At 60.8% G+C, this 25955-nt stretch carries 27 protein-coding genes; 13 read left to right on the top strand and 14 right to left on the bottom strand.

Annotation, left to right across the window (positions count from 1 at the left end):
- Positions 1–27: 27 nt before the first annotated feature.
- The 6 genes from xerD to ffh form a co-directional block, all read right to left on the bottom strand.
- Positions 28–933 carry a site-specific tyrosine recombinase XerD gene (gene xerD / locus DES49_RS12220; RefSeq protein WP_243865039.1) on the bottom strand — a complete coding sequence of 302 codons (906 nt, stop codon included), beginning with the start codon at positions 931–933 and terminating at the stop codon, positions 28–30.
- Positions 926–1285 carry a 50S ribosomal protein L19 gene (gene rplS / locus DES49_RS12215; protein ID WP_133736707.1) on the bottom strand — a complete coding sequence of 120 codons (360 nt, stop codon included), beginning with the start codon at positions 1283–1285 and terminating at the stop codon, positions 926–928. The genes xerD and rplS overlap by 8 nt, the downstream gene beginning before the upstream one ends.
- A gap of 44 nt (positions 1286–1329) precedes the next feature.
- A complete protein-coding gene (trmD, locus tag DES49_RS12210) occupies positions 1330–2088 on the bottom strand; it encodes a tRNA (guanosine(37)-N1)-methyltransferase TrmD (protein ID WP_133736706.1) in 759 nt (252 codons plus the stop codon).
- A gap of 18 nt (positions 2089–2106) precedes the next feature.
- A complete protein-coding gene (gene rimM, locus DES49_RS12205) occupies positions 2107–2634 on the bottom strand; it encodes a ribosome maturation factor RimM (protein ID WP_133736705.1) in 528 nt (175 codons plus the stop codon).
- A 30-nt stretch (positions 2635–2664) separates the two neighbouring features.
- Positions 2665–2910 carry a 30S ribosomal protein S16 gene (gene rpsP / locus DES49_RS12200; RefSeq protein WP_133736704.1) on the bottom strand — a complete coding sequence of 82 codons (246 nt, stop codon included), beginning with the start codon at positions 2908–2910 and terminating at the stop codon, positions 2665–2667.
- Between the two features lie 113 nt (positions 2911–3023).
- Positions 3024–4442, bottom strand: coding sequence for a signal recognition particle protein (ffh, locus tag DES49_RS12195; protein WP_133736703.1), 1419 nt, complete (start codon positions 4440–4442; stop codon positions 3024–3026).
- Between the two features lie 117 nt (positions 4443–4559).
- Here ffh and DES49_RS12190 point away from each other — a divergent pair, with 117 nt between their 5' ends.
- The 4 genes from DES49_RS12190 (at position 4560) to DES49_RS12175 (ending at position 9854) form a co-directional block, all read left to right on the top strand.
- On the top strand, positions 4560–5402 hold the full coding sequence (locus DES49_RS12190) for a cytochrome C assembly family protein (RefSeq protein ID WP_243865038.1): 843 nt from the start codon (positions 4560–4562) through the stop codon (positions 5400–5402).
- 30 nt (positions 5403–5432) lie between these two features.
- Positions 5433–6719: an HlyC/CorC family transporter gene (locus DES49_RS12185; RefSeq protein ID WP_133736702.1), complete on the top strand. Its 1287-nt coding sequence runs from the start codon at positions 5433–5435 to the stop codon at positions 6717–6719.
- A gap of 148 nt (positions 6720–6867) precedes the next feature.
- Positions 6868–9066 (top strand): DUF1631 domain-containing protein, encoded by a 2199-nt coding sequence (locus DES49_RS12180; protein ID WP_133736701.1) that lies wholly within the window; start codon positions 6868–6870, stop codon positions 9064–9066.
- A 26-nt stretch (positions 9067–9092) separates the two neighbouring features.
- On the top strand, positions 9093–9854 hold the full coding sequence (locus DES49_RS12175; protein WP_133736700.1) for an energy transducer TonB family protein: 762 nt from the start codon (positions 9093–9095) through the stop codon (positions 9852–9854).
- Between the two features lie 10 nt (positions 9855–9864).
- Here the strand turns inward: DES49_RS12175 and grxD are convergent, their stop codons facing one another.
- Positions 9865–10197, bottom strand: a complete 333-nt coding sequence (gene grxD, locus DES49_RS12170; protein ID WP_133736699.1) for a Grx4 family monothiol glutaredoxin — start codon at positions 10195–10197, stop codon at positions 9865–9867.
- A gap of 70 nt (positions 10198–10267) precedes the next feature.
- Entirely contained in the window at positions 10268–11821 is a 1554-nt protein-coding gene (locus DES49_RS12165) for a hydantoinase B/oxoprolinase family protein (RefSeq protein WP_133736698.1), read from the bottom strand.
- A 107-nt stretch (positions 11822–11928) separates the two neighbouring features.
- Here DES49_RS12165 and DES49_RS12160 point away from each other — a divergent pair, with 107 nt between their 5' ends.
- Both DES49_RS12160 and argF read left to right on the top strand, forming a co-directional pair.
- On the top strand, positions 11929–13128 hold the full coding sequence (locus DES49_RS12160) for an aspartate aminotransferase family protein (protein WP_133736697.1): 1200 nt from the start codon (positions 11929–11931) through the stop codon (positions 13126–13128).
- A gap of 50 nt (positions 13129–13178) precedes the next feature.
- Complete coding sequence (argF, locus tag DES49_RS12155) at positions 13179–14099, top strand: ornithine carbamoyltransferase (protein ID WP_133736696.1); 921 nt, start codon at positions 13179–13181, stop codon at positions 14097–14099.
- Positions 14100–14101: 2 nt separating this feature from the next.
- On the opposite strand, the gene glpK is transcribed toward argF, so the two are convergent.
- The 5 genes from glpK to DES49_RS12130 all read right to left on the bottom strand — a co-directional run bounded on the left by glpK (position 14102) and on the right by DES49_RS12130 (position 19600).
- Positions 14102–15583 carry a glycerol kinase GlpK gene (glpK, locus tag DES49_RS12150; RefSeq protein ID WP_133736695.1) on the bottom strand — a complete coding sequence of 494 codons (1482 nt, stop codon included), beginning with the start codon at positions 15581–15583 and terminating at the stop codon, positions 14102–14104.
- On the bottom strand, positions 15580–17181 hold the full coding sequence (locus tag DES49_RS12145) for an ATP-binding protein (protein WP_133736694.1): 1602 nt from the start codon (positions 17179–17181) through the stop codon (positions 15580–15582). The genes glpK and DES49_RS12145 overlap by 4 nt, the downstream gene beginning before the upstream one ends.
- Entirely contained in the window at positions 17174–17935 is a 762-nt protein-coding gene (locus tag DES49_RS12140; RefSeq protein WP_208297040.1) for a response regulator, read from the bottom strand. The genes DES49_RS12145 and DES49_RS12140 overlap by 8 nt, the downstream gene beginning before the upstream one ends.
- Before the next feature lie 110 nt (positions 17936–18045).
- Positions 18046–18504, bottom strand: coding sequence for an FKBP-type peptidyl-prolyl cis-trans isomerase (locus tag DES49_RS12135; protein ID WP_424955237.1), 459 nt, complete (start codon positions 18502–18504; stop codon positions 18046–18048).
- Positions 18505–18565: 61 nt separating this feature from the next.
- Positions 18566–19600 (bottom strand): NADP(H)-dependent aldo-keto reductase, encoded by a 1035-nt coding sequence (locus tag DES49_RS12130; protein WP_133736692.1) that lies wholly within the window; start codon positions 19598–19600, stop codon positions 18566–18568.
- Positions 19601–19773: 173 nt separating this feature from the next.
- Here DES49_RS12130 and DES49_RS12125 point away from each other — a divergent pair, with 173 nt between their 5' ends.
- Both DES49_RS12125 and DES49_RS12120 read left to right on the top strand, forming a co-directional pair.
- Positions 19774–20976, top strand: a complete 1203-nt coding sequence (locus DES49_RS12125; protein WP_133736691.1) for a glycosyltransferase family 4 protein — start codon at positions 19774–19776, stop codon at positions 20974–20976.
- A complete protein-coding gene (locus DES49_RS12120; protein WP_133736690.1) occupies positions 20927–21490 on the top strand; it encodes a phosphatase PAP2 family protein in 564 nt (187 codons plus the stop codon). Before DES49_RS12125 ends, DES49_RS12120 begins: the two co-directional genes overlap by 50 nt.
- An 18-nt stretch (positions 21491–21508) precedes the next feature.
- Here DES49_RS12120 and dinB read toward each other — a convergent pair whose 3' ends face one another.
- Positions 21509–22585: a DNA polymerase IV gene (dinB, locus tag DES49_RS12115; RefSeq protein WP_133736689.1), complete on the bottom strand. Its 1077-nt coding sequence runs from the start codon at positions 22583–22585 to the stop codon at positions 21509–21511.
- Between the two features lie 106 nt (positions 22586–22691).
- Between dinB and minC the strand changes: the two genes are divergently transcribed.
- From minC to DES49_RS12090, 5 genes are read left to right on the top strand one after another with little or no spacing between them, the layout of a single operon-like run.
- On the top strand, positions 22692–23447 hold the full coding sequence (minC, locus tag DES49_RS12110; protein WP_133736688.1) for a septum site-determining protein MinC: 756 nt from the start codon (positions 22692–22694) through the stop codon (positions 23445–23447).
- A 34-nt stretch (positions 23448–23481) separates the two neighbouring features.
- Positions 23482–24291, top strand: a complete 810-nt coding sequence (minD, locus tag DES49_RS12105; RefSeq protein WP_133736687.1) for a septum site-determining protein MinD — start codon at positions 23482–23484, stop codon at positions 24289–24291.
- A 2-nt stretch (positions 24292–24293) separates the two neighbouring features.
- Positions 24294–24551 carry a cell division topological specificity factor MinE gene (gene minE / locus DES49_RS12100; RefSeq protein ID WP_133736863.1) on the top strand — a complete coding sequence of 86 codons (258 nt, stop codon included), beginning with the start codon at positions 24294–24296 and terminating at the stop codon, positions 24549–24551.
- A 55-nt stretch (positions 24552–24606) separates the two neighbouring features.
- Positions 24607–25422 carry an START domain-containing protein gene (locus DES49_RS12095; protein ID WP_133736686.1) on the top strand — a complete coding sequence of 272 codons (816 nt, stop codon included), beginning with the start codon at positions 24607–24609 and terminating at the stop codon, positions 25420–25422.
- Between the two features lie 3 nt (positions 25423–25425).
- Positions 25426–25941, top strand: a complete 516-nt coding sequence (locus DES49_RS12090) for a CBS domain-containing protein (RefSeq protein ID WP_133736685.1) — start codon at positions 25426–25428, stop codon at positions 25939–25941.
- Positions 25942–25955 lie beyond the last annotated feature (14 nt).

Below are 25955 nucleotides of genomic sequence, written 5' to 3'. Positions count from 1 at the left end.
AACGAAAAAGACGCGCCCTGTCCCCGCCTAGCCCCGCGGATGATGGGTTCTGTGAAGGTTCTGCAGCCGTTCCCGGGCCACATGGGTGTAGATCTGGGTGGTGGACAGGTCACTGTGCCCCAGCAGCATCTGGACAACGCGCAGGTCCGCGCCGTGATTGAGAAGGTGGGTCGCAAAGGCATGGCGCAGTGTATGCGGCGAAAGCGGCTTGTTAATGCCGGCCCGGGTAGCGTACTGGCGAATCCGGTACCAGAACGCCTGGCGTGTCAGGTGGCCGCCGCGCGCCCCCGGGAAAAGCGCGTCACCCCCGTGATCACCAGCCAGGATGGGTCGGGCCTGCTCAAGGTACTGCTCAAGCCATTCCAGGGCTTCCTCGCCCATTGGCACCAGTCTTTCCTTGTTTCCCTTGCCCGTCAGGCGCACCACGCCCTGGCGCCGGTTGACCTGGACGATGCGCAGCGCCACCAGCTCGGAGACCCTCAGGCCACAGGCATACAGCAGCTCCATCATGGCGCGATCACGCAGCTCCAGGGGTTCATCCGTGTCAGGACAATCCAGCAGCGCCTCAATATCGGCCTCCGTGAGCGTGTCCGGAAGACGGCGGGTCAGGCGGGGGTTATCAAGCTTGAGGGTAGGATCCTGTGAGATATGCCCTTCACGCAGAAGGTAGCGGTAGAAGCGTCTCAGGGTTGAAAGGCGGCGTGCTGCGGTGCTGGCCCTGGCGCCCTCGGAGAGCACACTGGCCAGGTAGTCCATGAGGCAGGTTCGGTCCACCCCGGCAAGTTCAGTCCCTGGATGACGCTCGTTCAGCCAGCGACTGAATTGCCGCAGATCGCTTTCGTAGGAAAGCCGGGACCGATCGCTCAGGCCCGACTCGAGCCAGAGCGACTCACTGAAATCTGCAATGAATGACTCATTGCGTGTTTCAGCCAAGCTTTTCCTTGATCCGCGCAGCCTTACCAGACAGTTCACGCAGATGGTAGAGCTTGGCCTGCCGGACATCACCGCGACGCTTGACGGAAATATTGTCAATCAGCCGCGAGTGCGTCTGGAAGGTACGCTCAACGCCAATGCCATAGGACCGCTTACGCACGGTAAACGAGGAGTTGAGGCCGCGATTGCGCTTACCAATCACCACACCCTCAAACGCCTGGAGGCGCTCACGGTTGCCCTCCGTCACGCGGACCTGGACCACCACGGTGTCACCGGGGCCGAACTCAGGCACGGATCCTTCTTTGATCTGTTCTTTTTCAATCTCTTGGATGATGCTGCTCTTGCCACTCATCGTTCGCTCCTAAACACCAGTCTTGGATGCCCCGGTCCGGACCATCATTTACCTGAAATAGTCGCTCCTGACTGCTCCTCTCGGATCTCAGCCAGCAGCTCCTGTTCTTCCTTCGACAGCACCCGTCCTTCGAGAAGGTCGGGCCGTCGTGCCAGCGTCCGTTCCAGTGATGCCTTCAGACGCCAGCGTCGTATCCGTTCGTGATCTCCCTGAAGGAGCACCTCCGGCACAGGGCGATCATGAAACCGCTCCGGTCGGGTGTAATGGGGACAGTCAAGAAGCCCATCGGCAAACGAGTCTTCCGCCGCCGACTGGCTGTGTCCCAGCACCCCCGGAATCTGGCGGACTACCGCGTCCACCAGCACCATGGATGCGAGCTCTCCACCACTCAGGACATAGTCACCGATGGAAATCTCGTCATCCACGCGGGCTTCAATAACCCGCTCATCGACCCCTTCATAGCGGCCTGATAACAGTACCAGCGCCGGCTCTTCCGCCAACGCCTCCACCAGGGACTGATCCAGCAGCCGTCCCTGCGGCGAGAGGTAAACAACCCTCGCGCTCCCCCCAACGGCATCCACGGCCGAATCCAGGGCAGCCTCCAGCGGCTCGGGCTTCATGACCATGCCCGGTCCACCCCCATAGGGGCGATCATCCACGGTGCGATGCCGATCCGCGGTGAACGCCCTCGGATTCACGGTCTCCAGCTGCAGCAGCCCTTCAGACACCGCGCGGCTGGTGACGCCATAATCCGTAATGGCCCGGAACATCTCCGGGAAGATCGTGACCGCCCCTATGCGCAAGTCGCGCTGCTCCCCTGTTCAGAAGTCCGGGTCCCAGTTCACAACCACAACGCCGGACTCAAGCTGGACCGATTCAATGCTCTGATCCGGCAGAAAGGGGATCAGTCTCTGCCGACCATCAATACTTCCGGAGTCCGGTTCAACCACCAGAACATCGTTGGATCCGGTCTCGATAAGGTGATCCACCACACCCAGATCCTGATCATCGGAGGTCAGCACCCGGAGTCCTTCGAGCTGGTACCAGTAGTACTCGCCCTCCTCCAGCGGAGGCAGATCCTCGGTGGCAACACGGATTTCGTTGCCACAAAGCTGCGCTGCCTGGTCACGATCGTCCACGCCCTCAAGCTTTGCCAGAAGCGTCTTGCCGTGCCAGCGTCCCCTGACGAGCCGGTAACGCCTTGAAGCCCCGGTTCCGGCCAGAATCCATTCCGGATACTGGAAGATATTGTCCAGTGGTTCCGTATAGGAGTAGACCTTGACCCACCCCTGAATACCGAACACCGACGTTATCTGACCCAGCACCGTCTCACTGGAAACGGACGTCACCCTCGCCTCCTTCGACGCTGACCGCCGCCGTTACTTGGAAGCTGCCTCTTTGATCAGGCTGCTCACCCGCTCGCTGGGCTGGGCGCCCTGATCAATCCAGTGCTGGGCGCGCTCGGTATCCAGGCGCAGCCGCTCTTCATTGCCACGCGCAACCGGGTTGAAAAAACCCAGACGCTCAATGTATCGGCCATCACGGGATTTACGGCTGTCCGTCACCTGTACGTGATAGAACGGACGCTTCTTGGCGCCACCTCGTGTCAAACGGATTGTTACCATTTCAACGACTGTCCTGTTGTATTAATAAAATTGCAGGGCGATTCGAAACCGCCCGTGCGAAAGGGCTGGCATTCTACTGCAAAAAGCCGGGCCTGAAAACCGTCAATCCGGATTCATCGCCGACCCATGGGCGGCATGCCACCGCCGGCGCCACCAGCAGGGCCGCCCGGTCCTCCAGGTCCACCCTGGCCGCCCATCATGCCCTGCATTCCACGCATCATGTTGGCCATGCCACCTTTGCTGCCCATCTTCTTCATCATCTTCTGCATCTGCTTGTGCTGCTTAAGCAGACGGTTGACTTCCTGCATCTGCACCCCCGAACCATTGGCAATACGGCGCTTGCGCGAACTACTGATGACATCGGGGTAGCGGCGCTCATGGGGGGTCATGGCGGAGATGATGGCTTCCATGCGGCCGAAGGACTTGTCATTCATCTGTTTCTCGGCCATTTCCTGGTATTGCCCCATACCGGGCAGCTTTTCCAGCATTGCCCCCATGCCGCCCATATTCTTCATCTGCTGGAGCTGGTCGCGGAAATCCTCAAGATCAAACTTCTTACCCTTCTTGATCTTCTTGGTCAGCCGCTGGGCCTTCTTTTGGTCAACCTTCTGCTCGGCATCCTCGATCAGCGACAGCACATCGCCCATACCCAGAATGCGCGAGGCGATGCGGTCCGAATGAAAGACTTCCAGCGCGTCCGTCTTTTCGCCCACACCCAGGAACTTGATGGGGCGCCCCGTGATATGGCGAACCGAGAGCGCCGCACCCCCGCGCGCGTCGCCATCCGCCTTCGTGAGGATGACACCACTGAGTGGCAAGGCGTCACTGAAGGCCTTGGCGGTATTGGCGGCGTCCTGGCCGCTCATGGCATCCACGACGAAGAGGGTTTCGTTGGGCGAAACGGCCTTATTCAGGCGGCCGATTTCATCCATCATGCCCTCGTCCACGTGCATGCGACCGGCCGTGTCCACGATCACCACGTCGATAAAGCGACGGCGAGCGTCGTCCACGGCATTATTGGCGATGGTGACCGGATCCTGGTCAGTGCTGCTGGGATAGAAGCTGGCGTCCACCTCGCCCGCGAGAGTCTCCAGCTGGTTGATGGCGGCCGGACGGTAAACGTCGGCGCTGACCACCATCACGGATTTCTTCTCACGCTCTTTGAGGTAGCGGGCCAGTTTGGCAACGCTGGTGGTCTTACCCGCGCCCTGCAGGCCCGCCATCATGATCACCGCCGGGGGCTTGCCGCTGAGTTCAAGAGGCTCCGCAGCGCCCATGACCGCCTCAAGTTCGCTCTGCACGATCTTGATGAAGGCCTGCCCCGGGCTCAGGCTGCGCATGACCTCCTGTCCGACGGCCTTCTGGCGCACGTTCTCAACGAAAGCCTTGACCACCGGCAGCGCGACGTCCGCCTCCAGCAACGCCATACGGACTTCCCGCAGCGTTTCACTGATGTTGTTTTCCGTCAGTTTTGCCTGACCGGAGATTTTTCTAAGGCTTCCGGAAAGCCGGTCTGTCAGATTATCAAACATGAAACGTTCGGCATTCGTTGGTTGGCTAATAGGAACGGGAGGGTCCCATCCAGTTGCATCGACGGGCTATTATAACCAGACTGAACGCCTGACACGAACCGGGGCCGGAAAATCCGTTTGACGGACGACCCCGAAGCCGACACAAGCCGGAAATTCATGACGCCCATGGGCACAACCATTATCGCCTTCACTGCCGTTATTCTCTATGGCGCCGGATTTGTCCTTCAACTCCTGCACCTCCGCACACAGCAAATGCCTGCGCAGCGCCTGGCGCTTCTGGCGGGTGCTCTCGGCGTAGCCGCTCACCTGGTGCTGGCCGCGCAGTACATGGTGCTCGACAGCGGCGTCAACCTGTCGGTTCTGGTGGCCGCTATGGCGGTGTCCGCCCTGGTTGTCATTCTGGTTATTGGCCTGTCGCTGGCCAGACCCGTGCACAACCTGCTGCTGGTCGCCTACCCGTTTGCCGCGACCACAATCCTCGCAAAACTGGCATTCTACACGGGCCCGCGCGTCATCGATGAATCCAATATCGGCGTCCTGCTGCATGTACTTCTGGCGGTGACCGCATTCAGTTTTCTTGCCCTGGCGGCGATACAGGCCGTGCTTCTTTACTTCCAGCACCACCAGCTCAAGGCCCACCGAAACAGCCTTCTGGTTCGGACGCTGCCGCCACTGGAGACCATGGAAAGCCTGCTGTTCGGGCTCATCAACACCGGCGTCGCCATCCTGACACTGGCCATTATTGTCGGGGCCGTCTTCATCGAGGACATTTTCGGGCAACAGCTTGCCCATAAAACAGTCTTCACCCTCCTGGCCTGGCTGGTCTTTGCAGCCCTGGTCGTAGGCCACCAGCTCCAGGGGTGGCGAGGGGCTGTGGCCAGCCGCTGGACCCTGGTTGGCTGCGTGCTTCTGACGCTGGGCTATTTCGGAAGCCGCCTGGTCATTGAATTCATTCTGTAACCTGACACTCAACGCCAACGGAATCCAGCTGTGAACGACGCATCCCTGACCGCCCTTGGCAGCATCCTGGTTCTGCTGATCATCCTCTCGGCCTTCTTCTCCAGCTCCGAGACCGGGATGATGGCGCTGAACCGTTACCGCCTCAAACATCTCAGCAAGGAAGGCCACCGAGGCGCCAGGCGGGCCACCCGACTCCTGGAGCGGACGGACCAGCTCATTGGCGTCATCCTCATTGGCAACAACTTCGTCAATATCTTCGCCTCGGCCATCGCCACCCTCATTGCCGTGCGCATCTGGGGCGATGCGGGTGTTGCCATCGCCACCATCGCCCTGACCATCACCATCCTCATCTTCTCCGAGGTCACCCCCAAGACGCTCGCGGCCCTGTACCCGGAACGCATTGCCTTTCCGGCGTCCCACATCCTTGGCCCGCTGCTGAAAATCTTCTACCCGGTGGTCTGGGTACTCAACCTGATCACCAACAACCTGCTTCGCCTGATGGGCGTGCGGTTGAAGAGTGGCTCCGGCGAGGACCACCTCAGCCGTGAGGAACTGCGCACCCTGGTCAATGAATCCGGCTCCATGCTCCCCGGCCGGCACCAGGATATGCTCATCAGCATTCTCGATCTGGAGAAGGTCACCGTTAACGACATTATGGTGCCGCGCAACGAGGTTATTGGCATCGACCTGGAAGACAGCGTCGGCGAGATCCTCAGGTTGATACGGGGCAGCCAACACACGCGCCTGCCCGTGTATCGAGGGGACATCAACAACACCGTGGGCATCCTGCACCTGCGCAACGTCAGTCGGCTTCTCGACGACGACGAAGTCAACAAGGCCACACTGATGCAGCTCTGCCGGGAGCCCTATTTCATCCCCGAAAGCACCCCCCTGCACACCCAGCTTTTCAATTTCCAGAAAGAGCGCCGCCGTATTGGAATCGTTGTTGACGAGTACGGTGATGTACTGGGCATAGCAACACTTGAGGACATACTCGAGGAAATTGTCGGCGAGTTCACTACAGACTTTGCCTCGAGCAGCAGCCAGGATATCCTGCCCCAGTCGGACGGGACCACCATTGTTGACGGCACCACCCCCATCCGCACCCTGAACCGGGCTCTGGAACTCCAGCTGCCCACTGACGGCCCCAAGACCCTCAACGGACTCATCACCGAATACCTGGAGACCATTCCCGAGAGCAATCTCTGCCTCAACCTCTACGGGCTGCGCCTTGAGACCCTGCAAATCAAGGACAACGTCATCCGTACCGTACGCATCCATCCCCAGTTGGCAGCAGCAGCGCCCCGACAGCAATAACGCGGACCAGCTCACAGACTCCGACACGTAATCTTTTGTTATTTTTTTGTATACTTTGTATACTTTAATTTCCGGTGGCACTGCAGTATCCAATGCCGACAGAGCCATTCCCCTGCCCCGCGGTCGAGGCGTCCCTACGGAGTCAGCCATGAGCGAACAACCCGGAATTCATTCGGTCTCCTCGACACTGGGCGCACAGGCCGACAACCGGCTACCACGGGAAATCCGGCAGGTTTGGGAGACTGTTGCGCCAGGACTTGCAGACCTGCTTGGCAGCGCCCTTGACGCCATTGACGACTCACTTTTCGAACTCGCCAATGGGGCCCGGAGCAACAATGACCAGAACCGCTATTTCGAGACCATGCGCGAGGTCCGCATCAAGCGCAAAGGAATCGAAAAGCAGTTCCAGGAAGGGCTGGCCAACCTCTTCCGCCACCCCCCGGCAAGCGACATCAGCCGGCGGCACGAGAAGCCCCCGCAACCCGTCAGCGCGCACAGTCTGTCACTGGTGGATAATGACGACCTGGAAGAGCAGGTAGCCATCAATGCGATGACCAATAAGGCGGTCGTCAGCTTCCAGGGGACACTGCTGCCACTCCAGACCCGGCTTACCTCGCTCTATCCCGGACACAACAAGGACAGCCCTGTGAACCCCCTGGCCCCAGAGCCACTCAGCAACCTCTTCCGCGAAGCCTGCAGCGACCTGGATATTCAGATCCGTGAGCGACTCATCCTGCTCAAGCACTTTGACCGTTACGTGCTGGCCAGTCTTGGGCTCGTACTGGACGAGGCAAACCGTATCCTGATCCAGGCGGGCGTCGTGCCCAATTTCCACTATGAGGCGCGCAAAAGCGAACAGGTAACGGAATCGCAGACACGTCGGAACAAGGAAAAGGAGAGCGCCGCGGATGCCGCGTCCGGCAAGGAGTTCCTTGAAAGCATCGGGGCATTGCTTTCTGGCTACCGACGCCACAGCCCGCATGCATCCGGGGACACCTCAGGGCCTGACTCATTTTACATCGTATCCAAAAAGGAATTGTACGATTTGCTATCACAGATGCCGCAACCCCAAGCCGAATCGGATCTGACCCAGGGGCGACCGGAACGCCCGGACCTAAGGGAGATGATCAGTGACCTGCTGGCCCGTCAGCCGACCACAGAGGGTCGCACGGCGGCGCTGGAGAGCATGGATGAAGACCTCATCAACCTGGTTGCCCTGCTGTTCGAATTCATCCTGGACGATCATAACCTCTCGCCCCCCGTCCAGGTACTGATCAGCCGGCTGCAGATTCCGATCCTGAAAGTGGTGGTCAAGGACCGGAGTTTCTTCAGCAAGCCCTCGCACCCAGCCCGGAAGCTGTTGAACGCACTGGCGCGCGCGGGTATTGGGTGGAGCAATCACGGGGAAAAGAATCGCGACCGCCTCTATGACGAGATCCATCGTGTGGTGCATCGTATTATTGAGGAATTCAACGGAGATGTTACCCTCTTCGAGACATTATACGACGAGTTCGAAACGTTCCTGAGCCGGGAAAACCGCAAGGCCACCCTCGTGGAGCAGCGTACCCGGGAGTCAGAGCGCGGGCGCATCAAATCCCGAAAAGCCCAGGAGACCGTGGACCAGGTCCTGAAGGAGCGACTGGAAAACCGCCAGGTTCCGGACAGTGTGCGCGAGCTTCTCGTTAATGGCTGGAGCCGGGTCATGTTCCTCGCCTACCTGCGTGACGACGCCGAGCATCGCTGGGCCCAGACCGTTCGTGTTGTGGATGATCTTCTGTGGTGCCTTCGCCCACACCCGGAGAGCCAGGATCGGGAACAGTGGGTTCGCCTGGTCCCCGCTCTGATCAAATCGGTGCGTGCTGGGCTCGAGGAAGTCTCCTATAATGCCAACCGGCTCGACAGCACGATGGCCGAGCTCAAGAAGGAACTGACCGACTCCTTCCGCCGCCAGGCGCTGGCCGAAGCGGCGGAGGACAGCCTGACCGCGGAGGAGACTCCGGAAGTAGTACCCCAGGCACCGAGCTCTACGGCTGTTGAGCGGGAGCAGGCGCTTGAGGACGCGGCCATGGCCGAGCATTATGAGACCCTCGAGGGCATTCAGGTGGGTGACTGGGTCGAATTCCGGCTGGTCAATGGGACCTGTTTCCGGTGCAAGCTTTCCGCGGTTATTGAGGAAGCGGACAGCTTTGTCTTCGTCAACCGCATGGGGCTCAAGGTCGTCGAGAAGAGCCGCAACGAACTGGCCCATGAGTTACGGCGGGAACGTCTCATGGTTCTTGAGCAGGGCGCCCTGGTTGACCGGGCGTTGGATGCTGTTGTTGGAGGCCTCACCCGCAAGGCCGGCTGAATTCGCTGTAAACGGCCCGGGATTCCATGCAGGAGTCAAAGAACACAACAGCCTACCGGATTATCCTGTCGCTCTCGCTTGCGCTGTTCGTCCATGTATTGCTGGCGATGCTGGTCCGCGCCTGGCTCCAGGTTCCACCGGAGCCGGAACGCCCTCCCCTGACCGTCAGCGTCCGGATTGCGCCCGCGGGCGAGAGCCCGAACCAGTCAGCCGCCTCCCGTGAGAATCGCCAGGGCACTCCCTCCCGGGCGCAAACGAGCGAATCCGGCGGCAGCAAGCCCGTGATTGGTCGTGACAATGGGGAACGCACCGCTCCGATCCAGGCACCGCCGGAAACGCAAACACCGGGGCGCCCGGATCTCTCCGCCGCCAATCCCGAATCCGGCAGCGAGGACTCCGTGTCGTCATTCCGGCAGCTGTTTGGCAACCGATCCCCGGAAACCGACGCCCCCGCCGAAGACGCACAGGTCACAAGACTCAGCCGTGAGGACACACGGAATCTGTCTGATTATGAAATACAACTGTGGGAAAAAATCGCCGGAGAAATCCGGTATGAGGCGGCCCTGGGGGATCTTGAAGAGCCGCGGGCCGTGACACTGGAACTGCGCCTGATGGGCAACGGCGCACTGCGCCGCGCCCGAATCAGGAAGTCGTCAGGCTCGGAGGCGCTGGACAGCCTGGGGCGCCAGGCCGCTCTGGCCGCCAGCCCCTTCCCGGAACCGCCTGAGGGCAGCGGTCGATTCCGGGTCAGGCTGATTTTCGAGCCCCCCGAAGAAAAGGCGCCCTAGAGCAGGAGGCTCAGGATTCGCTGTTCTCCTGGGGGGCGGCGTTCTTGACCACCTCCTCGAGTTCGCCGCTTTCATACATCTCGAGAATGATGTCACAGCCCCCCACAAGCTCGCCGTTCACATAAAGTTGCGGGTAGGTAGGCCAGTTGGAATAGGTCTTCAGTGCTTCACGCAGCTCATCGTTCTCCAGGATGTTCACATACGCAAAGCGCTCACCACACGCCATCAGCGCCTGCACCGTCTTGGCGGAGAAACCGCACTGGGGCGCCTGGGGCGTACCCTTCATGTACAGAAGAATCGGGTTGTCCTGAAGCTGTTGCTTGATGTTGTCATTGATATCCATGAGTCCTCCGGTCGTCGCGCGTAGCTGGTAAGGCGTTGCGCAGAATTTTACACCACCAGAACATACTTGACTATTGTACTGGGTCTTTCCGACCCCAGCCACCACCTCCCGGGGACGCGATGGACAATCGGTCCCCCGCCTCAACCAGTAACCGCGCCTTCCCGGTAAGCGGCTCGCCATTGAAGAGGTTCTCTCCGGCAGCACCGGCCTCCCCACCCGCTACCCCCCAGGGCCCGCGCCTGCGACGCTCCGTCAGAAGGGTAACTTCAGCGGGCGCCAGGAACTCATAGTCACGCACAACCCCGTCTCCACCCCGGTTCCGGCCCTGGCCTCCGGAACCGCGACGCAACCGGTAGGACCAGAGGCGCATGGGATAGTGCAACTCCAGGCTCTCAATCGGGGTATTACGCGTGTTGGTCATGTGAGTGTGAACGCCATTGAGCCCGGAGCCCGCAGCATGTCCCCCTCCGCCGCCACCAATGGTCTCGTAGTAGTGCCATTCGTTACCCGCCGCCCTGCTGCCGATGGCCAGGTTATTCATGGTGCCCTGGGAAGCCGCCGGAATCCGCTCCGGGATCACCTGGGCAAGGATGCCCAGGCACACATCCACGATGCGGGAGCTGGTCTCCACATTGCCGGCAGCGACCGCCGCCGGCCCGCGCGCATTCACAAGACTGCCTTCCGGCGCCGACAGGCTGAGCACCGAAAAGGCACCCGCACAATCCGGAATCTGGGCCGGCAACAGGCAGCGTAAGCTGTAGTAGGCAGCGGCGGCTGTCACACTCAGGGGGCAGTTGATATTACCCTCGACCTGCTCCGAAGTGCCGTCAAAGGACAGATGCCAGCGTCCGCTGTCGATCGTGAGTGTGCCCTGGATGGCGATATCCGTCGCGCCAGCCCCGTCAGAGTCCATGCTGTCCGTGAAATGCCACTGCCCGTCGGGGAACCCTTCCAAAGCCTTGGCGGCGAGCCTGGCCGCGTAATCGTTCATCGCCCCCAGCCCCTCGCTGAAAGGCGCCCGGCCCTGCTGTCCGACCATGACCGAAAGCCGTTGAACACCCAGCGTCACAGCACTGAGCTGGGCCTCAAAATCCCCGGGTAGCGTCCCCTCCGGCACACCCGGCTCGATGGCGCCAAGACGGTTCACCATCGCTGTCACACGCTCACCGGCGGCAACCAGGCGTGCGGGGGCGATCACGATGCCCTCCTCCTCAAGGCGGGTTGAAAGCGGCATGGACCCCGGGGCGCTGGCGCCTATGCTCGCATGGTGGGCCCGGTTGGCGGCGAAGCCCAACAGGGCCCCCTCCGAGAATACCGGCGCCACCAGTGTGATATCGGGAAGATGAGTGCCTCCCAGGAAAGGATCGTTGAGGATCACCACATCGCCTGGCTCCCACTCAAAACGGCTGACAATATCCGCCATGGCGTAAGCCATGCTGCCCAGATGGACCGGGATATGGGCGGCCTGGGCACAGAGTTCCCCATGGGCATCAAAAATGGCGCAGGAGAAATCCATGCGATCCTTGATGTTCGGCGACAGCGACGCACGCCTCAGCACCGCCCCCATATCATCGCAGATGGCGGTCAGGCGACTGACGAAGAGACTGAGCTCGATGGCATCCACTGGGGCGACCTCCGGGACATTGCGAGAGTGCCAGTTTAACGCTAGTATTACGTTTTTACAGAGGCAGCTATGACAGCTGCCTTTTTTATTTGAGACGAGGCCCTGCCATGGCCGAACAGCCATTGCTCAACACTTACGGTCGTCTGCCGGTTGTTTTTGAACACGGCCGGGGCATGTGGCTCTACGATACCGAAGGCCAGCGCTATCTTGATACCTTCACCGGCATCGCGGTCTGCGGCCTCGGCCACAGCCATCCCGGAGTGGCACATGCCATCAGCCAGCAGGCCGAACGCCTGACCCACTGCTCCAACCTGTTCCACTGCAAGCTCCAGCAACAGCTGGCTCAGCGGGTCTGCGACCTGACCGACATGGATGGCGTCTTCTTTGCCAACTCCGGCGCGGAAGCCAATGAAGCCGCCATCAAGCTGGCCCGTCACTACGGGCACCAACGCAACATTGCCTCCCCCGCCATCATTGTCATGGAGAACGCTTTTCACGGGCGCACCCTCGCCACCCTCACCGCCACCGGCAACCGCCGTGTCCAGGCCGGTTTCGAGCCCCTGGTCAGCGGGTTTGTAAGGGCGCCTTTCAATGACCTTGAAGCCGTGGAAGCGATTGCCCGTTCCAACAGCAACGTCGTGGCCGTACTGGTAGAGCCGATTCAGGGCGAAGGTGGCGTGGATATTCCGGACGATGATTACCTTCCGGGGCTTCGCCGCATCTGTGACCGCGAGGACTGGCTTCTCATGCTTGACGAAGTTCAGACCGGCAACGGTCGTACCGGCACCTACCTGGCCTGTCAGCAGCAGGGTGTCCAACCGGATGTCGCCACCGTCGCGAAAGGCTTTGGCAACGGCTATCCGATCGGGGCCTGCCTGGCCCGCGGCGCCGCGGCCAAGGTATTCAGCCCGGGAAGCCATGGCTCCACCTTTGGGGGGAATCCACTGGGGTGTGCCGCGGCAATTGCCGTTCTGGATGCGATCGAGCAGGATGCCCTGATGGACCGGGCGCGCATTCTCGGCGAACGTATGCTGAACCGCTTCCGGGAACACCTGATGGGGGCGGACTATATCGAGGACATCCGGGGCCAGGGCCTGATGCTGGCGATTGAGCTGACTCACCCCTGCTCCGAACTCGTCCTTCTGGCCAAGGTCCAGGGCCTGCTCCTGAATATCACGCGCGAGCGGGTGATCCGGTTGCTGCCGCCGCTGACGATGACGGATGATGAAGCAGACTATCTCGCGGATCAGGTTATTCGCATCATCAAGCTCTACGCCGCGGATGACCGCGACCGCCCCCGAAACTGATACAGCCAACCCCTGGACTGATCGACAACCCGTAAAAGATGGATCGCAGCATGAATGTCCGACACTTCCTGACCCTGCTTGATTTCAGCCCGGACGAACTGATCCGGATACTGGACCACGCGAGCGCACTGCGCCGCGCCCGCAACGATGGTCTGTCACGGGACAGCCTGCACAACCGTTCCCTGGGTATGATCTTCGAGAAGTCATCGACACGAACCCGGGTTTCGTTTGAAGCCGGCATGACACAGCTCGGCGGCGGCGCCATCTTCCTCTCCCCGCGCGATACCCAGCTCGGGCGTGGCGAGCCGGTTGAGGACAGCGCCCGGGTAATATCACGCATGGTGGACGCGGTCATGATCCGGACCTTCAGCCATGAAACCCTGGAGCGCTTTGCCACCTTCTCGGCAACACCCGTGATCAATGCGCTGACGGATGACTTCCACCCCTGCCAGCTGCTGGCCGACATGCAGACCTGGCGCGAACACCGGGGCTCGATTCAGGGCGCCAAGGTTGTCTGGGTCGGCGACGGCAACAACATGTGCAACTCCTACATCAACGCCGCGCTGCAGTTCGACTTTGAGCTGGTTGTCGCCTGTCCCGAGGGCTACGAGCCCAACCAGGGCCTGATGGCGGCCAACAGTGATCGCGTATCCGTAGTTCGGGATCCCGCCGAGGCCGTCGCCGGCGCCAACCTGGTGGTAACCGATGTGTGGGCCTCCATGGGGCAGGAAGAAGAGCAACAGGCGCGCACGCGGGCCTTTACGGAGTACCAGGTGAGCCCGGCACTGATGGAGAAAGCGCACCGGGATGCCCTGTTCATGCACTGCCTCCCCGCTCACCGCGGCGAGGAAATCTCCAAAGACATGCTCGAGCACCGCAGCTCCGTGGTCTGGGATGAAGCCGAAAACCGGCTGCATGCCCAGAAGGCACTGCTGGAAGCCCTGATTCTGGGCCTTGACCGCATTAACTGAGCCTACCGGGAGCGGGTCACCTTCTCCACGGCATCCAGCCAGCCCTGGTAGGCCTTTTCACGGACTGCCGGGGCCATTTCCGGCTCAAAACGCTGATCAACCTGCCAGCGCTCGCGGATCTGATCCAGGTTGTCATAGACCCCGGTCTGGAGCCCTGCGAGACAGGCCGCTCCGAGCGCGGTGGTTTCCGTAATCGCGGGCCGGTCCACGGCCACATTCAGGATGTCCGCAAGAAACTGCATCAGCCAATCGTTGACCACCATGCCTCCGTCCACACGGAGCTCCTTCAGCGGTGCCCCGTCATTCTGGATAGCCCGGACCAGGTCCTTGGTCTGATAGCACACGGACTGCAGACCAGCCGTCACAATATCAGCAATCCCGGTATCCCGGGTCAGCCCGAGTATGGCGCCACGCGCGTGGGGATCCCAGTAGGGCGCTCCCAACCCGGTAAAGGCCGGCACCAGATAGACCGGGTTATCAACGCCAACGGAGTGGGCCATTGCCTCGGTTTCCCCGGCATGCTTGATCAGGCCCAATCCATCCCGCAGCCACTGGACGGCCGCGCCCGCAACAAAGATACTGCCCTCCATGGCGTAGGTTGTGCGCCCGCCCAGGCGATAGGCAACCGTTGTCAGAAGCCGGTTCTCCGAGCGTATGGCTTCCTCCCCGGTATTCAGCATCAGAAAGCAGCCGGTCCCGTAGGTGCTTTTGGCCATGCCTTTCTCGAAGCAGGTCTGCCCGAAAAGCGCCGCCTGTTGGTCACCGGCAATGCCCCCCACACTAATGGGGCCACCAAAAAGATCCGCCTCGGTACGGCCAAAATCAGAGGCGCTGTCACGTACTTCGGGAAGCAGGGAGGCGGGAACGCGGAAGATCGAGAGCAGCTCGTCATCCCACTGCTGGGTATGGATGTTGAAAAGCGCAGTCCGCGAGGCATTGGTGGCATCCGTCGCATGGACACGCCCATTGGTCAGCTTCCACAGCAGCCAGCTGTCAATGGTCCCGAACGCAAGTTCGCCCCGTTCAGCACGCTCGCGCACACCGTCCACATGTTCCAGTATCCAGGCGATCTTGGTTGCGGAAAAATAGGGGTCCATGATCAGGCCGGTCTTCTCGACAACCCGGGGCTCCAGGCCATCATTCCGGAGCTTCTCGCACAGGGGCGTGGTCCGCCGGTCCTGCCAGACAATGGCGGGGTAGACGGCCTCGCCCGTGGCCCGGTCCCAGATAACGGTGGTTTCACGCTGGTTGGTAATGCCGATACCAGCCACTTCCCGTGCCGAAAGGCCCTCCTGATGCAGGACCTCAAGGCACACCTGACGGGTTGACTCCCAGATTTCGGCAGGGTCATGTTCAACCCAGCCATCCCTGGGATAGAACTGCCTGAACTCCTGTTGCGCCACCCGCTGCAGGCGCCCTTCCCCGTCAAAGAGAATGGCCCTGGAACTGGTGGTGCCCTGGTCAATCGCAAGTAATCGGGTCATTGAATCGCTTCTCCAGCATTGTCCGTTGCCTGATAACGGGGCCAGACCAGGGTGAAGCAGGCACCCCCGAGTTTCTCACTGCGCCCCACGAAAGCCTGACCGCCATGCCAGTACAGTATCCGACGAACAATCGACAGGCCGAGCCCATAGCCTCCGGACTTACGGGTGCGGCTGTCGTCCAGCCGGGCAAAGGCGGTGAATACCTTATCCCAGTCCTCTTCGGGAATACCGGCACCATCGTCCTGCACATCAATTCGCATGGTCTGGTCGTCAAAATGGCATTCCACGAGGACGTTGGCGTTCGCATAACGGGTGGCGTTGCCCACCAGGTTCTGTATGGCCCGATGAATGTAGCGGGGTTCGGCCTCGGCCCAGGGCTTCTCACGGGCTTCGTCCGGTATGGTCGCGTTGATGGTCAGGTCGGGGCGGGTACTTTGCTGCTCACGAATCACCTGCTCCACGGTTTCGACGATATCCGTGCGCTGCACCGCCATAATGGGTCCGCCCTGCTCCAGCCGCGCGTAGGTCAGGATCTCGTCAATGAGCTCATCCAGCTCCTGGATGTCACTGTCGATCGCCGAGAGTTGGGAGCGGAGCATATCCGGATCATCGCAGTCCTCGATCATCTGCACCCCGAAACGGATCCGGGCCACGGGGGTACGCAGTTCATGGGACACCCCATGGATCATTTCCCGCTGCACGCCAACAAGACGTTGTATATGATCCGCCATACGGTTGAAAGCATCGCCCAGACGGCCCGCGATCGACAGGTCACCACTGCCAACACGGGCATCCAGCTCACCCCGGGCAATCCGGGATACCGCACCTTCAATGCTGCGCAGTCGGCCATGGAGTCTGGCAAGGAGGTAATACACGACCACGCCCAGTGTCAGCGCCACCAGGATTCCAGCCAACAGGATCATGGGCCAGGCCCAGAACTGGAATGGCGCGGGATGCCGGACCTCGATGAGGGTGCCATCCGTCATCCGGGCGAAGGTGCGGGCCGCGGCCCGCCGGCCTGGCTGATAATAGGCCAGGTCCTGCTCAACAACCTGACGCAGGACATTATCGCCCGGCAGAGCGTCGGTGGACTCCAGTGGACGTGCCAGAACACCAAGCCGGACGCCAAATGCCGTCAGGGCATCCGGCTCACTTTCAGAGAGACCGTGGCGGTCAGCCAACCGCAATGTCCGGGTGGCCAGTTCCGCAATCTGGCGGTAGAAATTCTCCACGCGGATCTCAAGAATACTCTCCGTATTCATCAACCGGTAAAGATAGATTCCGTCACCCCGGTTGCGAGCCAGAACCTGCCCATGGGCCAGGCGCTCTTCGGCGACATCATTAAGCGAGACGGTATCCATGGGCAGCAGCCGGAGCCGCGCCCCGGCATCACTGGCCGCAAGCTCGCGGACGGCGCCAGGATGATTGGCCAGCCAGCGCATCAGTGGCTCGGGCGTGTCCTCGAGAAAAGCCTGGTGGCGCACCGCATTGAGCCCCAGCACCAACGCGCCGCCGAAGAGCGTCACGCCCAGGGCCACCAGGGCGAGGAACGCGTAGACGCGCAGGTAATAGGGCGTCAGGGATAAGGTGTTAAACATCCTTCACGAACAGGTAACCCTTACTCCGCACCGTCTTGATGCGCCTGGGGTGAACCGGATCGTCACCGATCTTGGGCCGGATGCGCGAAACCCGAACATCAATGGATCGGTCCTGTCCGTCGTATTCAATACCGCGCAGGGACGTAAAAATCTCTTCCCGGCTGAGCACACGCCCGGCATTGCTGGCCAGCAACCAGAGCAGATCGAATTCAGCACTGGTCAGATCAATGCTGTCGTCGTCCAGCCAGGCTTCACGCATGGAGCGATCCACCACCAGGTTGTTGAATACCAGTCGAACCGGCTCTTCGCTGGATTGCGCAGCCGCCGCCGGCTCCGTTGAGGTCTCACTGATACGGCGAAGCAGTGCGCGAATGCGGGCCAGAAGCACCCTGGGACGGACCGGCTTGGACATGTAATCATCCGCGCCCATCTCCAGCCCCAGAACCTGATCCAGGTCATCGGTACGCGCCGTCAGCATCAGGATGGGGCCGTTGTAGTACGGGCGCACCCGTCGGCAGATGGCAAGGCCATCCTCGCCGGGGAGCATTAGATCGAGAACGACAAGGTCGGGCAGTTCGTTGCGGATACGGTCCACGGCATGGCTGCCGTTGGTCTCCAGCGATACCACCAGCCCGTTCTTCTCCAGAAAATCACGGGTCAGTTCCGCCAGGCGTTCGTCGTCTTCAACGATCAATACCCGGGAGGCTTCACTGCTCTGTTCCACGGCGTCCGTCTCTTTATTTGTTGTTTCCATTGTCTGTCCTGTCGCGGGGTTAAGGCGCAACGACCTGATGAATATTCAACATTGTGTAACACAAGTATACACACTGATGGCGACTTTGCATGGTCACTGCCCCTTCCCCCTCAGGTCATGGGCATACCCTGGGCCACCTCTTCCTCGGTAGCCTCGCGTGCTTCAAGGATTTCCAGGTCAAAATAGAGGGTGAAACCGGCCAGCGGATGGTTCGCGTCAATAACAACCTGGTCGTCCTCAAACCCGATGATCTTAACGATCTGCGCGTTATCGCCCGAGTTCGTCTGGAACTTCATGCCCTCGTGCAGTTCCTCGGTGCCCTGGAACATACTGCGCGGCATACGCCGGACCAGGTCCTGCTGGTGCTCTCCATAGGCCATTTCCGGGGGAATGGTTACCTCAAGACACTCGCCGGCCTCGCGGCCTTCAACCGCCTTCTCAATCCCCTGGATCATCTGGCCCGCACCGCTGACAAAGTGCAACGGTTCGCCATTGGCGGAATTGTCGACAACCTCTCCAGCCTTGTTCTTGAGTTGATAGGCAAGGGTATAGACTCTCTGTTCTGACACAATCAACCTTCCTGAATGCTGTTTTGATTCCGAATCCGCAAGGTTACGGCTGCGCCACTGCTCACGGACACGGATAGGTGTAACGCTGATGCAGGCTCTCGATGCGGCCCAGCAGCTCGTCGGAAAGCGTAATATTCGCGCTTTCAATATTTTCCCCAAGCTGATCGAGGGTGGTCGCCCCGATCAGGTTACTGGTCACGAAGGGGCGGCTGTTCACGTAGGCCAGCGCCATCTGTGCCGGCGAGAGGCCGTGTTCCCAGGCCAGGTTCACATAGGCCGCGGTCGCCTCCACCGCATGCTCGGAGGTATAGCGGGTGAAACGCGTAAACTCAGTGAGCCGGGCCCCCTCCGGATGACGCCCGCCCAGGTATTTGCCGGTCAGAGCCCCAAAGGCCAGGGGTGAATAGGCCAGCAACCCACAGTCCTCCCGCATCGAGATCTCGGCGAGCCCCGCTTCATAGGAGCGGTTCAGCAGATTGTAGGGGTTCTGGATGCTCTGGATGTGCGGCCAGCCGTGCTTTTCCGCCTGCCGGAGGTACTCCATGGCGCCCCAGGGGGTTTCGTTGGAAATTCCAACATGACGCACCTTGCCCGCCTCTACCAACTCGTTGAGCGCGCCCAGGGTCTCTTCGATGGGCACCGCATCCCCGTCGTCCTTGGGTTCATAACCGAGTTTGCCGAAGAAGTTTGCCTTCCGTTCCGGCCAATGGATCTGGTAGAGGTCGATGTAATCCGTCTGCAGACGACGAAGACTGTCGTCCACGGCCTGGTGGATCTGCTCACGAGTCAGGCGCGGGCCACCCCGCATATAGTCCATATCACTGCGGCCCGTTACCTTGGTGGCAATCACCAGGTCTTCGCGATTCCCACGGGCGTTCAGCCAGTTCCCCAGGTAGGTTTCCGTCAGACCCTGGGTTTCAGCTTTCGGCGGTACCGGATACATCTCGGCCGCGTCGATGAAGTTGATGCCGTGATCAACCGCGTAGTCCAGCTGCTCGAAGGCATCACGCTCGGTGTTCTGCTGCCCCCAGGTCATGGTACCGAGGCCGATCAGACTGACATCCAGATTGGTTCTCCCCAGCTGCCGTTTTTCCATCGTGGTCACCTCCCGTTAGCGTTCACCGCATGCTAAGGCGTCTACCGGGCCATGGCAACGCCAGCCGACGGTTTGGGGAGCCCCGCTGTCATCCAATCATCACAGAACTGTCACAAACCAGTAACCGCCGCTCCCGATACTGGAATCATCAAACGGGACCCACCGGAGGCACCATGGGACCACGTCACATCTGTCTGGTAACCGAGACCTTCGCGCCGGAGATCAACGGGGTGGCCAATACCCTCGCCAATCTCTGTCGTGAACTGCGGATGGCGGGCCACCAGCTGAGCGTCGTAAGACCCTTCCAGCGCGGTGAATCCCGGCAGGGAGATGGTAGTTTCGAGGGCGAACGTCACCATCGGGTACGGGGGCTACCCCTCCCGGGCTACCCGGAACTGCGCTTTGGATGGCCATCCCCGCGCCGGTTGCGCGCCGCCTGGAAGAAAAACCGGCCCGAGGCTGTCTATATCGCCACCCAGGGCCCGCTCGGATGGATTGCCCTCAGCCTGGCACGCCAGATGGGAATTCCGGCCCTGTCCGGGTTCCACACCAACTTTCACCAGTACAGCCGCTACTACGGCGCCGGTTTTCTGGAAAGCCTGATCCGCCGCTATCTCGTTGCCTTTCACAACCGCTGCGGTGCAACGCTGGCGCCCACAGCGAGGGTCTGCCGGGAACTTGAGCGCTGGGGCATCGGCAATGTCCACTGCTGGAGTCGCGGCGTAGACAGCCGCCACTTCCACCCGGCGCGGCGAAGCAGTGAACTCCGCTCTCAATGGCGCGTAAACGAAAGCCAGCTTGCGGTGCTCTATGTGGGGCGCCTGGCCGCCGAAAAGAATCTGGCCCAGGCCATCAGCACCTTTGAGCGGCTGAAGGCGATACACCCTGGCGCCCGCTTCATCCTCGTGGGGGATGGGCCACTCAGGGAGAAGCTCCAGCGTACACACCCGAACTACCTGTTCTGCGGTATCCAAACGGGGGATGCCCTGGCGCGGCATTATGCGTCAGCGGATATCTTCCTGTTCCCCAGCCAGTCAGAAACGTTCGGTAATGTGGTTCTTGAAGCCATGGCCAGCGGACTTGGTGTTGTGGCCTTTGATCACGCGGCCGCCCATGAGCACATCGATGACGGCATCAACGGGCGCAAGCTGGCCATGGACGACGGCGAGGAATTCAGCCTTGCCGCCATGAGCCTCGCGGATCAGCCAACACTGCTTAGCGCGGTTCGCAGCCGCGCGCGCGAGCATGCCGAATCACTGGACTGGGCGTTACTCGCCCGCTCTTTCGAACAGCACCTTTTCAATGAACCGCAGGAGGCCATCGACAATGGCACAGAGCAGAGCGTCGCGGGTTTTCAGTCGCATCGATCGGTTTGAACACCGCTGGTGCGAGCAGATCAACCACAGCGCTGGCTTCCCGCTGGTGCGCGACTACTTCCGGTTGATCAGCTGGCTGGGCAACGGCTGGTTCTGGTATGCGATTATCCTGTTACTGCCAGTCACCTACGGCTGGTGGGGCTGGAAGCTTGCCGCGCTGATGACGGCCACCGGCATCGCCTGCACACTGCTCTACAAGGTACTCAAGACGTTTCTGGTGCGTGAGCGCCCCTTTATCTCTTTCCCCGTTATCCAATGCGTCACGCCACCGCTGGACCGCTACAGCTTCCCCTCCGGGCACAGTCTGCACGCGGTCTGCTTCAATGGGCTGCTGATCAGCTACCTGCCACTGCTTGGCGCAGCCGTGCTGCCGTTCACCATCAGTGTCCTTGCCTCGCGGGTCATACTCGGCCTCCATTACCCCAGTGATGTCCTGGCGGGTGGGCTCATTGGCGCGGGCTTTGCGGTCCTGACCACGGTCATGGCGTCAGGCTTCCTGCAGGGCCTATCCTGAGGGAAAGTGTGGCACTGTTCAGAACAGGGAGAGTTGATAACCGGCGCCGCGTCCGGAAGCCACCGGAAAACGCACCCCCAACCCCAGCAAGCGAACCGGGCGGGGAACGTCGCCATAGAGGGTTTCCAGAAGCGGCAGAAAATCCCCGGTTCCTGGAAGCTGGGGCTGGCGCCAGAGAGACTCGCGCGTATGGGTTTCAAAGTCGGCAAACCGCAACTTCACGAAAAGCTTTTCCATGGCGGTTGCCCCGGTTCCATCAATACCCTTGCGCCCCATGCGCCGGTGCAGGTCCGCAACGAGCCCCTCCAGGGCGGACTGGCACTGGGCCAGGGTTTCCAGGTTGCGGTTGTAGGTGGTCTCGACACTGATGGACTTGCGCGGCCGGCTGATTGCAACTGGGCGGTCATCCTCGCCGCGTGCCATGCTGAACAATCGCGCCCCGTGGCGACCAAACCGCTCCCGCAGCGCCATCTCCGACCATTCCCTGAGCTGCTCACAGGTCTGAATGCCCAGCTCGTGCAATCGCTCCGCCGTGCGCGGACCGACGCCCACCAGCTTTTCAACCGGCAGATCCGTTACGAAATCGGCGACATCCTCGGGCGCCACCACGCACAGGCCATCCGGCTTGTTCCAGTCACTGGCCACCTTGGCCAGGAACTTATTGGGCGCGACACCGGCGGAAACGGTAATTCCCAGCTCCTGCCTAACCCGTTCGCGGATCGCCCGGGCCATCAAGGTCGCGCTGCCCTGATAGTGCTCACTTCCCGACACATCGAGATAGGCTTCATCCAGGGACAGTGGCTCTACAAGGTGGGTGAACTCGCGCAGAATGTTCATCAACTGTTTGGAAACCGCCTGATACCGTGGCATGTCAGTACTCAGAAGCTCCAGGTGCGGGCAGAGTCTGAGCGCCTCCGACACCGGCATGGCCGAGCGCACCCCGAAAGCACGGGCCTCATAACTGCAGGTCGCGACCACGCCCCGTCCGGAGGTGCCCCCGATGGCAATGGGCAACCCCGCCAGCTGCGGATTGTCACGAATCTCGACAGCGGCGTAGAAACAATCCGCGTCACAGTGGATAATCTTCCGAACCAAGGCCCTGCAGCCCTCCAGAGTTGCTGTAAACAGAAGTACCGCTGTATCTTAGGGCAGCGCATCAACAGTATCAGGACATGCAAGAACCCGGACACAGGATACCCCGATGACAGAATCCGCCGCCATGGCCGGAACCAGGGACGCCTGCTTTGAGTTTCGCGGCGCCACACAGACTCTTACGGTTCTGGAACTCCGCTATTTCGACATGGAAATGTTCGAAAAGAACCTGCGGGATAAAATCCGCCAGGCCCCCAACTTCTTCCGGGACCTGCCCCTGGTGATCGGTCTCGACCAGTACGAGGGCAACCTTGCGGATCTGGATTTCTTCCAGCTTATTGGCTGCTGCCGCACCCATTCCATACAGGTGCTGGGCGTCAGGGGTGGCGACGAGGACGTGAGACGCCTTGCCCGCAACGCCTCGCTGGCGTGGCTCCCCGCCGGGCGAGCCGGTCATCCCCTGCCGGATCCCGCCGAAGGCGACACCGCCGAAGCAGCCACGGAGGCCCATGCGGACAGCGATGCCGCGCCCGGCGCGGGCAAGGTGGTCACACAGCCGGTACGCTCCGGCCAGCAGGTCTATGCCCCGGAGGGCGATCTCATTATCATGGCGCCTGTAGGCGCTGGCGCCGAGGTGCTGGCCGCGGGTCACATCCATATCTATGGTCCGCTGCGGGGCCGCGCCCTGGCAGGCGTCCACGGTGACAGCAACGCCAGTATTTTCTGCCAATCACTGGAAGCAGAGCTTGTGTCCGTGGCAGGACACTATAAAATCTCCGAGGATCTGCAGGACAGCGGCTGGCGGGAGCCCGCCCGCGTCAGACTCAACGGAGATGCACTGGTGGTCGACCCGCTCGGCCGATAACAGGAAGCTATAACAGGCAAACAGGACGATAACCTTGGCTAGAATCATTGTCGTTACATCAGGTAAGGGAGGCGTTGGCAAAACCACGACCAGCGCGTCCATCAGTACCGGTCTGGCCCAGAAAGGCTACAAGACGGCCGTCATCGATTTCGATGTGGGCCTGCGCAACCTGGATCTGATCATGAACTGCGAACGCCGTGTGGTTTATGACTTCGTCAACGTCATCCAGGGCGAGGCCACCCTCAACCAGGCCCTGATCCGGGACAAGCGCGTGGACAACCTCTACATCCTCCCCGCCTCCCAGACCCGGGACAAGGAAGCACTGACTCACGAGGGGGTGGAAAAGGTCCTCAACGAGATGTCGGAAACCTTCGACTATCTGGTCTGCGACTCGCCCGCCGGAATTGAGCACGGCGCCCTCATGTCGCTGTACTTCGCGGACGAGGCCATCGTGGTGACCAACCCGGAGGTCTCCTCCGTACGGGATTCGGACCGGATTCTCGGCATCCTCCAGAGCAAGTCGCGGCGCGCGGAGCGTGGGGACGACCCGGTGAAGGAGCACCTGCTGCTGACCCGCTACAACCACGAGCGTGTGGAACGCGGCGAAATGCTGTCCATCGAGGACGTCAACGACATTCTCAGCATCCCGCTGCTCGGGGTCATCCCCGAATCCCAGGCCGTGCTGAACGCCTCCAACCAGGGCGCCCCCGTCATCCTGGACGAGGACACCGAGGCCGGGCAGGCGTACGAGGACGCCGTGGCCCGACTGCTCGGCGAAGAACGTGAACTGCGCTTTCTGGATCCCCAGAAGAAAGGCTTCCTCAAACGGATGTTCGGAGGCTGATGATGAGCTTTTTCGATTACTTCAAGACCAAGAAACAGACGTCCGCGTCCATCGCCAAGGAGCGGCTGCAGATCATTGTGGCGCACGAACGCAACACGCGTGATCAGCCGGACTACCTTCCGGAACTGCAGCAGGAGCTGCTTGAGGTGATACGGCGCTATGTGGCCATCCGTGACGACCAGGTCCAGGTCCAGCTGGACAAGAACGACAGCTGTTCTGTCCTTGAACTGAACGTCACGTTGCCCGAAAACGAGAGATGACCGGAACGGCTCCATCCAAACTGCCAATCGCTTATCATTCGGATGGAGCCCCTTCGTGCTAGAGTCCCGACCCGATACCGACGACCAATCCGAGAGGCCCATGCGAACCGGCTTTTTCAGTTTCCTGACCCTTGCTTTCCTGCTTTTGATGCCGACCTTCGGTAGCGCCAGCGTTCCCACCGGTGAAGAAAACTGGAATCTTGACCTCAAGGAGGACGGGATCCGGGTCTATACCCGCAATATGGACGACTCCCGGATCAATGCCTTCCGCGCAGAGATCGTGCTGGAGGCCCCACTCGAGGCCGTCCTCGCCGTGATGTCCGATCCCCGGTCCTGTATGGAATGGGTCCACCAGTGCGCGCAGGCTTACAACCTTTCCGGCGGCTCATTCAACGACCGCTACGCCTACTCCATCAACGACATGCCCTGGCCCGCCAGCGATCGCGACTATGTGTTGCATATCAAAACCATGACCGGCTCGAACCGTGATGAAATCGTCATGGAGATGGAGGCGGTACCCGATCGCAAGGAAAAGCGCGATGGCTATGTGCGCATGGAGGAAGCCTCCACGGTCTATGAATTCACACGCGAGGGCGAGAACCGCACCCGCATGATCTGGTACCAGCACGCCGAACCCGGCGGGTCGCTTCCCGTGTGGCTGGTCAACCGGCTTGCTACGGATATACCCTATGAGTCACTGAAAGAGTTGAACCGGGTCGTGCAGGAAGAGCAGTATCAGGGTTATACCATTGAATACGACCAGAACGGCCAGATCCGGAATGTGGTACCGCCGGAGTCCACGGACGAGGCAACCGCCGCCGAGAAGGCGCGTCGCAGCAAGAGTGACGACTCGGCCGATATGGAGGGCTGAACCATGACCGTAACTGCCCGTGACATCATGACGCCCAGCGTCAAGGCGGTCCCCCAGAACTGGACCATGCAGGAGCTTGCGCGTTTTCTCACCGAAAACGAAATCACGGGCAGCCCCGTGTGCGACGAGGATGACCACATCATCGGGATCGTAACCCTCAAGGATATTGCCGAGTTCCGTTGGAATCGGGCAAACCCGGAGACCGAAAAAGAACTGAGCCCCGAGGAACGGGACGAAGCCCGACGACTCAAGCAGCTCATGTTCGACGGTCTGAGCCGGATGCCCGTGGAAGTGCGGGACATCATGACACCAAGCGTGATGTCGGTTGAAGAAGATACCAGCGTACGAACCATCGCGGACATCATGATGGCGGAACACCTGCATCGCATCTTTGTCACAAAGGATGAATCCATTACTGGTATCGTTACCACCTATGACATGCTGAAACTGGTGGCCGACCCCGAGCTTACCCGCCGTTGTCTTGATGATGACGGACGGGGCGGAGCGTCAGCCGTTTAATCCACCGCTTGAAC

The organism is Halospina denitrificans (genome assembly GCF_004364635.1).
GTDB classification, from domain to species: Bacteria; Pseudomonadota; Gammaproteobacteria; order Pseudomonadales; family Oleiphilaceae; genus Halospina; species Halospina denitrificans.
This window is presented reverse-complemented; position numbering and strand designations above follow the sequence as displayed.

Coding starts and splice junctions, on each gene's coding strand:
- ffh (WP_133736703.1), bottom strand. CDS start 4,442: ATGTTTGATAATCTGACAGACCGGCTTTCCGGAAGCCTTAGAAAAATC.
- DES49_RS12120 (WP_133736690.1), top strand. CDS start 20,927: ATGGCACAGAGCAGAGCGTCGCGGGTTTTCAGTCGCATCGATCGGTTT.
- argF (WP_133736696.1), top strand. CDS start 13,179: ATGAATGTCCGACACTTCCTGACCCTGCTTGATTTCAGCCCGGACGAA.
- DES49_RS12130 (WP_133736692.1), bottom strand. CDS start 19,600: ATGGAAAAACGGCAGCTGGGGAGAACCAATCTGGATGTCAGTCTGATC.
- glpK (WP_133736695.1), bottom strand. CDS start 15,583: ATGACCCGATTACTTGCGATTGACCAGGGCACCACCAGTTCCAGGGCC.
- rplS (WP_133736707.1), bottom strand. CDS start 1,285: ATGAGTGGCAAGAGCAGCATCATCCAAGAGATTGAAAAAGAACAGATC.
- DES49_RS12160 (WP_133736697.1), top strand. CDS start 11,929: ATGGCCGAACAGCCATTGCTCAACACTTACGGTCGTCTGCCGGTTGTT.
- DES49_RS12175 (WP_133736700.1), top strand. CDS start 9,093: ATGCAGGAGTCAAAGAACACAACAGCCTACCGGATTATCCTGTCGCTC.
- grxD (WP_133736699.1), bottom strand. CDS start 10,197: ATGGATATCAATGACAACATCAAGCAACAGCTTCAGGACAACCCGATT.
- minC (WP_133736688.1), top strand. CDS start 22,692: ATGACAGAATCCGCCGCCATGGCCGGAACCAGGGACGCCTGCTTTGAG.
- DES49_RS12145 (WP_133736694.1), bottom strand. CDS start 17,181: ATGTTTAACACCTTATCCCTGACGCCCTATTACCTGCGCGTCTACGCG.
- rpsP (WP_133736704.1), bottom strand. CDS start 2,910: ATGGTAACAATCCGTTTGACACGAGGTGGCGCCAAGAAGCGTCCGTTC.
- minE (WP_133736863.1), top strand. CDS start 24,294: ATGAGCTTTTTCGATTACTTCAAGACCAAGAAACAGACGTCCGCGTCC.
- DES49_RS12140 (WP_208297040.1), bottom strand. CDS start 17,935: ATGGAAACAACAAATAAAGAGACGGACGCCGTGGAACAGAGCAGTGAA.
- DES49_RS12125 (WP_133736691.1), top strand. CDS start 19,774: ATGGGACCACGTCACATCTGTCTGGTAACCGAGACCTTCGCGCCGGAG.
- DES49_RS12090 (WP_133736685.1), top strand. CDS start 25,426: ATGACCGTAACTGCCCGTGACATCATGACGCCCAGCGTCAAGGCGGTC.
- DES49_RS12180 (WP_133736701.1), top strand. CDS start 6,868: ATGAGCGAACAACCCGGAATTCATTCGGTCTCCTCGACACTGGGCGCA.